Genomic DNA, 4,523 nt, shown 5'->3' on the forward strand with positions numbered 1-4,523 from the left:
CTAAAAAAGTAGCCATCATTGCGTGTATACGAAAGCTGGTAGTGATAATAAATTCAATGGTGAGAGATGGTGTAATGTGGGATCCTGAAATGGTTTAAAATTAGGAATTGACACCATAGTCACTTGTTATGTTGCTATTACTTTGAACAGATTAAAGACACCGATACTTAAAAACAACAAACCCCAGACTAACCCGAACAACCTTAATTTGCTATCTGCGTTTGATGGTATTGCTACCATTGGTCCGATACCAATTTTATAACCTAGTTGCCAAGATAAACATTTTTCTAACCCCCAGAAAAGGATAAATACATAAACACTGATTAGAGACTCTTTGCTATGACCCAAATAATGAAATAGGAAAAACAAAAACAAGCATATTACTGAGAGGCTAAAAACTACTTTTTGAAATTTCACCAAACTAGGAATCTTCCTTGCAACATAGACATAATGACTCCCACACGGTGTTAGCCTCCGCTTTTCGTGGGTTAGCTTAATTCAAAGCCAGAGCCATAATTAGTTTGTCTATCAACTAAACAGCAGAGGCTAACATGAATAAACATAGCATACTTTTTATCGGACTTGATACACATAAAGAATTCAATGAAGTCGCCTATATTGAAGAACATAGAGGTGCACAACCTGTTCACCTTGGTCGATTTTCCTCTTCCAAAGTTGCCGTTCAAAAGCTTGTTCGTCAGTTTGAATCTAAATACCCTGGCGCAACGTTACACTTTGTTTATGAAGCAGGCCCTTGTGGTTATTATTCGTATCGTCCCTGATACTCACTAAAGCCCGCTACACGGTTCAAATTTATTCCCTATAAATTTGTGGATTTACAGATTAATCACAAGCCTTGGCCATTGCTGTTATGTGGTTGCCCCGTCTCTTATTCCTAAAAAACCAGGCGAGAAGATTAAAACCGATAAACGTGATGCCCTTAAGCTCGCTAAATTACTTAAATCTGAAGATTTAACACCTATCTATGTTCCCGAGCCTGAAGATGAAGCTGTACGTGATTTATCTCGTGCACGCGAAGTGGCCATGAAAGATTTAAAAGATGCTAAATATCAATTAAAAGCACTGCTGCTTCGTAATAATATTAATTACAAAGGCACTGCAAATTGGTCACAAAAACATTTACGTTGGCTCACTGAGCTTGTGCTTCCACACCCAGCACAGCACATCGTCTTACAAGAGTTTTTACAAACAATTACCGAGCGAATAAGTCGACTTGAACGATTAGATAATGAACTTACACATCACGTTCATCAATGGCGTTATTATCCCGTTGTTAAAGCAATACAAGCAATGCGAGGTGTTCGTTTGTTGGTCGCCACCGGTGTTGTTGCTGAGCTTGGCGATTTAACGCGCTTCGATCATCCCCGTAAATTAATGAGTTATCTCGGTCTTGTACCCAGTGAACACTCGAGTGGTGGCAAACGCCATATTGGCGCTATCACAAAATGCGGAAATGGCCGAGCAAGACGCCTACTAATTGAAGGCGCGCACACTTATCGCTATGCAGCAAATATATCGACAGATATGCAAAAACGACAAGAAGGTTTACCAAAGGACATTATTGATATTGCGTGGAAAGCACAACTTAGGCTCTGCAAGCGCTATAAAAAAATGATAGCCAAAGGGAAACACTACAACCTGGTTGTCACCGCAATTGCCCGAGAAATGATTGCGTACATATGGGCCATTGCTAAAGAAGTGGTACTTACGCCAGTGAATACAAAACTTAGATTGGCAAGAGTACCCGCATGATAAACGAATTAGAGTTAATGCATAGGATCAAGCATCGGGTGTGGCACAACCACCGACGGCGTTAGGATGGCAATGCAGCTAACGCTGCATTGAACCACGAACATAGACTGAAGACAGGTGCCACGACGAACTAAGTAAGGTTTGCTCTGTTACTAGAAATAGTAATAACCAACGAATATCAGCAAGATAACCGACGACATTACTTGCTTCATCCTATGTATTAACTCGCTCTAATTCGAGCTGAAGTAATTATGGCTTAAAAAGTTAGGCAAGGATCAGTGTGTTTAACTTGACAGTGGGAGTCATACCAACGCCCGCATTTGCCGTTGGTGTGGAGCGCAGCGGAAAGCCAATCCGACAACATGCGTTTGTTATGCATTGGCTTAACCTTACGCTTTGTTTTTTACTAGGCTTTACTTCCTAGAATTTCTTTCAATAGCGGCTTCTAGTGCTTCCTGAATTCGCTTTTCTTTCGTAGTGGGTTTTGCAGCCTCACCAATCCTTCGGATTAAATAGTTCCTTTTTCCAGGCGGAAGATCTAAGAATCCATCTATCATGCCACTATCTTCTAATGTAGCTAGTAAATCATCTGGTAAATCTACGTCTTCTGGGTCAATTACAACGAAATCAAGTTTAATATTGTCGCCCACTTTAGTATTCGTGAGCTTACGTATCTTTGATTTAATGCGAATATAATGTTTCCCACCGCCAACAGGAAATAGACTTACTTGAAATGGCTCTGAATTATTAACACTAGCACGAACCAATACAGGCCCTTTAGTTCTAAGTGATTTGGTTACGCTTGAAGGTACGCTAACAGCACAGTAATCCATACCCTCAGCCCAATTCTCTAATATTGCATTAAATTCAAACTGCTTTCCGATTAACGATCTATCTATCATGGATTGTTCTCAGTTTTGCATAACGCCAAGCTCACCAGAATTTTGGGAGCGCAGCGAGTAAAATTTCTGTGTGTAGCGCCTTGTTATATGAAACTACCGGCTAGGGAATAAATCGTTATTTAGCACCGATCATGTCTCTTTCTTCACCTTTTTTTGCAGGCTCAGAAATTATGTAATACATATTGCAGTCATTGATCGCCTTTAATTTTTTCCTGCAACATGTTGCTTCAACAATAGTCTCATATGTAACGGAACGTGATTGGCTTAATTCATCCATGATTTCATTCAAAAAATCAAAGTCCATTTTCGATTGGCATTGAGGGCATTTTGTCATTTAGTTTCTCCATACTTTATTTATCATATAACGCTTACAATAACGGGAAAAACCGAGCGCTTTGCAACAAAGTTGCAGCGAGGCTTTTTCCCAATGAGCGAAGCGAATGATGTTTATTGTTTTGTTAGTGTTCATTGTCAGATTCAACCGTTTCAAACTCAATGCCACCGACACGCTTTGCAATAAAATTGTACCCGAAACACATGAGTCTATTCATTATGTAAAACATAAAACCGTATAGTAATGGTGCTAATGCAAAAATTAAAAACGGAAAATTAGGAATGCTTTCTCCAGTGCTTGTTTTCATTTCTGGAGCGACGAAAAAACCAATGACTCCCATTATGGAAAAAGGAATTGTGAATAGTGCGAACGCTAAAGCAATAACTTTACTAGTTTGGTGCGATGAGAAAGATTTTATCTGGACTTTCATTTTTCCTCCATGAACACTAACGAGGCTGTAGAATTACTCGTTTTTAATTTATTTTTATTGATGCATTAACCATAGCTGAGTTCCTATTTTGATTCAATCGGTTACTTCGATTTTACGTGAAATATAAAAAGAGGATTTACTGTTGCTTTAATGGGCGTTTTGGAAGGTATGACAGGTGTTTAAGTGGCTTATTTGGAGAGGTAGCAGCTTACCTTTATTAATGCATCGTGTTTTGCAGCTTTTCTATATTATGAACTAAGCAATACAGTTGCCATTGGGCATTCACTTTCGTTTGACCGTGTAAGGTCAATTTATTCATGCCTTTGTTAACTGTAATATTCCGCTGTTTATTTAAAGGAAAGCAGGCTCTATACAGCCAAGTCGTTTGCCATTCCGTCAATAAAAAGCTGTCGTCGCCCGATTGGGCTGTCTATTTTGACCTTCATTTTGTCGATATAGCTTAGCTGTTTACGCGATTCATCATTTTTAAACTGTACTTGCCGCCCTGTTTTTATCGGTGGCTTTCGCATGCATTGCTGTTGCAGCGGGCATACTTTGCAATCTTTTAAGTAACCGCAGAATCGCGTGTATTTTTGGTTATGGCTGTTTACATTGATACCACTTCGCCACATGTCATTGCCTGCAGGACAGCGGCAGGTTTGTGTTGTTTCATCATAATGGAAGTCCTCTGAAGTAAATAAGCGTGGCTTACCTTTACTGCGTTTTAGTCGGCGTTTTTCTTGCTCTGTTTCATAAGTTTCGCTATCTTTAAATAACGGGTTTCGTTTTCTAAATTGGTTATCCGCAATGTAAGTATCAAAGCCACTTTTCGCCATGTATTCAAGGTTCGCTTCGCTATTAAACCCACTGTCTGCGGTGAACTTAATCGTTTGTTCGTCTGTTGATTTGTCGGTATTCAATTTATCAAGCTGCTGCTTTAATTGCTTAACTGCTGGCTGCCTGCGTATTCTCATGACTTTGATCACCGATTCTCATCAGCTTTGATCACCTGATTTATCATTTTGTAGAGCCGTTTTTAAATTAGCTTAACTGATCATCATCAGTCAATTTATTTAACTGTTTT

General features: G+C 39.3%; 5 protein-coding genes and 1 pseudogene. 1 reads left to right on the forward strand and 5 read right to left on the reverse strand.

Features of this window, described 5'->3' with window-relative positions:
* Positions 1-551: 551 nt before the first annotated feature.
* Positions 552-1,773 (forward strand): annotated as a pseudogene (locus tag H5232_RS22345) (IS110 family transposase).
* Between the two features lie 413 nt (positions 1,774-2,186).
* Here the strand turns inward: H5232_RS22345 and H5232_RS22350 are convergent.
* From H5232_RS22350 to H5232_RS22365, 5 genes are all read right to left on the reverse strand, one after another.
* Entirely contained in the window at positions 2,187-2,675 is a 489-nt protein-coding gene (locus tag H5232_RS22350) for a YdeI/OmpD-associated family protein (RefSeq protein WP_182831547.1), read from the reverse strand.
* A gap of 115 nt (positions 2,676-2,790) precedes the next feature.
* Positions 2,791-3,009, reverse strand: coding sequence for a hypothetical protein (locus tag H5232_RS22355; protein WP_182831548.1), 219 nt, complete (start codon positions 3,007-3,009; stop codon positions 2,791-2,793).
* A 124-nt stretch (positions 3,010-3,133) separates the two neighbouring features.
* Positions 3,134-3,439, reverse strand: a complete 306-nt coding sequence (locus H5232_RS22360) for a hypothetical protein (protein ID WP_182735900.1) — start codon at positions 3,437-3,439, stop codon at positions 3,134-3,136.
* A 217-nt stretch (positions 3,440-3,656) separates the two neighbouring features.
* Positions 3,657-3,758, reverse strand: a complete 102-nt coding sequence (locus H5232_RS24780) for a hypothetical protein (RefSeq protein ID WP_404936412.1) — start codon at positions 3,756-3,758, stop codon at positions 3,657-3,659.
* Between the two features lie 49 nt (positions 3,759-3,807).
* Complete coding sequence (locus tag H5232_RS22365; RefSeq protein WP_259400180.1) at positions 3,808-4,413, reverse strand: transposase; 606 nt, start codon at positions 4,411-4,413, stop codon at positions 3,808-3,810.
* Positions 4,414-4,523: the final 110 nt, after the last annotated feature.

The organism is Pseudoalteromonas sp. SG41-5 (assembly GCF_014164495.1).
Lineage (GTDB): Bacteria > Pseudomonadota > Gammaproteobacteria > Enterobacterales > Alteromonadaceae > Pseudoalteromonas > Pseudoalteromonas rhizosphaerae.